We start from the raw sequence: 2,355 nt of genomic DNA, 5'->3' as shown, positions 1-2,355 counted from the left end.
GCCGGCGTGTCGACGAGCTCGCGCACCTGGTTCGGCTTGCCCAGCCCGAGCCCGCGCAACGTCTGGTGCTGGTCGGGCCCGTAGCCGATCGCGCTGCGGAACTGCCGCACGCGCACGGTCGCGCCCGCCGCCTTGGCCTTCTTCGCGCCCTTCTTGGCCGCCACTAGCGCACCTCGGCGCGGAGCTGCCCGAGCCGCTCGTCGCGGTAGCGCAGCTGCTTGAACGCATGCAGCGTCGCGCGGATCACGTTGTGGTGGCGGTTGGTGCCGAGACACTTGGTGAGCACGTTCTGCACGCCCGCCGCCTCGCACAGCGCGCGCACCGCGCCGCCGGCGATGACTCCCGTGCCGCGCGCGGCCGGCCGCATGACGACCTTGCCGGCCCCGAACTCGCCCATGACCTCGTGCGGGATCGTGCCGTCGGTGAGCGGCACCGAGATCAGGTTCTTGCGCGCCTGCTCGATGCCCTTGCGGATCGCCTCGGGGACTTCGTTGGCCTTGCCGAGCCCCGAGCCCACGACGCCCTGGCCGTTGCCCAGCACGACCAGCGCCGTGAAGCCGAAGCGCCGGCCGCCCTTCACGACCTTGGCCACGCGGTTGATGTCGACGACGCGCTCCTCCAACTCGTAGTCGTTGGGGTTGAGCCGTTCGCGTCTCAGGATCTTCGCCATTCGGTCCCTCGGTTCAGAAAGTGAGTCCGGCTTCGCGCGCGGCGTCTGCGAGCGCCTTCACGCGGCCGGTGTAGGTGAAGCCGTTGCGGTTGAAGCTGACCTGCTTGATTTCCTTCTCGAGCGCGAGCTTCGCGATCGCGGTGCCGACCTTCTTCGCGGCCTCGACGTCCTTGGTGGACTCGAGCCCGTCGCGCACGCCGGGCGAGCGGGTCGAGACACCCGACAGCGTCTTGCCCGAGATCGGGTCGACGATCTGCGCGTAGATGTGCTTCGAGCTGCGGAACACCGTGAGCAGCGGCTGCTCGCAGCGCCCGAGCTGCTTGCGCGTGCGGAGCTTGCGGCGCTCGCGCAGTGACTTGCGGTTCCTGATCGACATCTTCCGTTAGCTCCCCGACGACACGCCGGTCTTGCCGACCTTGCGGCGCACGACTTCGTCGACGTAGCGGATGCCCTTGCCCTTGTAGGGCTCGGGCATGCGGACCTCGCGCACCTCGGCGGCGAACTGGCCCACCTGCTGCTTGTTCGCGCCTTTGATCACCAGCCGCGTCTGACTCTCGGCCACGACCTCGAGCCCCTGCGGCACCTCGACCACGACCGGGTGCGAGTAGCCGATGGTGAGCGTGAGCTTCTTGCCCTGCACCTCGGCGCGGTAGCCGACGCCGATCACGTCGAGGCTCTTCGAGAATCCCGTGGTGACTCCCGTGACCATGTTGGCGATCAGCGCGCGCATCAGCCCATGCATGGCCTTGGCGCGCTTCTCGTCGCTGTCGCGCGCGACGCGCACCTCGGCGCCGGCCACCTCCACCTTCGTGTGGGGCGCGACCGCCTCTTCCAGCTGCCCCTTGGGGCCCTTCACGCGCACGCGGCCGTTCGCGACCTGGACTTCGACGCCCTTCGCGATCGCCACGGGTTGTTTGCCGATGCGGGACATGATCACCAGACCTTTGCGAGCAGCTCGCCGCCGATGCCGGCCTCGCGGGCCTGGGCATCGGTGAGTACACCGCGCGGTGTAGAGAGGATGGCGATCCCCAGGCCGCTGCGGATCTGCGGGATCTTCTTCGCGCCCACGTAGACGCGCCGGCCGGGCCGCGAGATGCGCTCGATGCCCTCGATCATGGGCTGGTCGTCGTCGCTGTAGCGGATCTCGATCGAGAGCGTGGGCTTGTCGGCGCCGGCCACGTCGCCGAAGCCGGCGATGTAGCCCGTCTCGTGCAGCACGCGCGCGATCTCGGACAGGAGCTGTGACTTCGGCAGCGCCACGCGCGCGGCGCGCGAGCGCCCGCCGTTGCGGATGCGCGTCAACATGTCGGCGATGGGGTCGGTCAGCATCTCGGCTCCCTCACCAGCTCGACTTCGTGATGCCGGGGATCTTGCCCTCGAGCGAGAGCTTGCGCAGGCAGATCCGGCACAGGTCGAACTTGCGGTAGTAGCCGCGCGCGCGGCCGCAGCGCTGGCAGCGGTTGTAGTAGCGCGTGCGGAACGGGAGCTTGCCCGCCGCTCGCGCTGCGCGCAGCCGCTTCTGCTGGATTCTCTTGGAAGTCTTTGCCATGGATCCTCACGTCCTGAACGGCATGCCCAGACCGGTGAGGAGCGCGAGGCCCTCCTCGTCGGTCGTGGCGCTGGTCACGATCGAAACGTTCAAGCCCCGGATCTTCTCGACCTTGTCGTAGTCGACCTCGGGGAAG

General features: G+C 68.8%; 7 protein-coding genes. All 7 read right to left on the bottom strand.

Features of this window, described 5'->3' with window-relative positions; all coding sequences use genetic code 11:
* Positions 1-110, bottom strand: a 110-nt coding sequence (locus tag VMR86_05330) for an uL30 family ribosomal protein (protein HTO06462.1), incomplete at its 3' end; no start/stop codon positions are given.
* 53 nt (positions 111-163) lie between these two features.
* Positions 164-670: a 30S ribosomal protein S5 gene (gene rpsE / locus VMR86_05325; protein ID HTO06461.1), complete on the bottom strand. Its 507-nt coding sequence runs from the start codon at positions 668-670 to the stop codon at positions 164-166.
* Positions 671-683: 13 nt separating this feature from the next.
* Positions 684-1,046 (bottom strand): 50S ribosomal protein L18, encoded by a 363-nt coding sequence (rplR, locus tag VMR86_05320; protein HTO06460.1) that lies wholly within the window; start codon positions 1,044-1,046, stop codon positions 684-686.
* Between the two features lie 6 nt (positions 1,047-1,052).
* The gene (gene rplF / locus VMR86_05315) at positions 1,053-1,601 is read right to left on the bottom strand and encodes a 50S ribosomal protein L6 (GenBank protein ID HTO06459.1); all 549 of its coding nucleotides are present in this window, start codon (positions 1,599-1,601) and stop codon (positions 1,053-1,055) included.
* A 2-nt stretch (positions 1,602-1,603) separates the two neighbouring features.
* Positions 1,604-1,999, bottom strand: a complete 396-nt coding sequence (gene rpsH / locus VMR86_05310) for a 30S ribosomal protein S8 (GenBank protein HTO06458.1) — start codon at positions 1,997-1,999, stop codon at positions 1,604-1,606.
* A 10-nt stretch (positions 2,000-2,009) separates the two neighbouring features.
* Complete coding sequence (locus tag VMR86_05305; GenBank protein ID HTO06457.1) at positions 2,010-2,219, bottom strand: type Z 30S ribosomal protein S14; 210 nt, start codon at positions 2,217-2,219, stop codon at positions 2,010-2,012.
* A gap of 6 nt (positions 2,220-2,225) precedes the next feature.
* Positions 2,226-2,355: 50S ribosomal protein L5 (gene rplE, locus VMR86_05300; protein HTO06456.1), on the bottom strand; the 130-nt coding region annotated here is incomplete at its 5' end.

The sequence above is a fragment of the Myxococcota bacterium genome (genome assembly GCA_035498015.1).
GTDB lineage: Bacteria > Myxococcota_A > UBA9160 > SZUA-336 > SZUA-336 > VGRW01.
The sequence above is the reverse complement of the archived record's forward strand: the minus strand, read 5'-3'. Positions and strand labels throughout refer to the sequence as shown.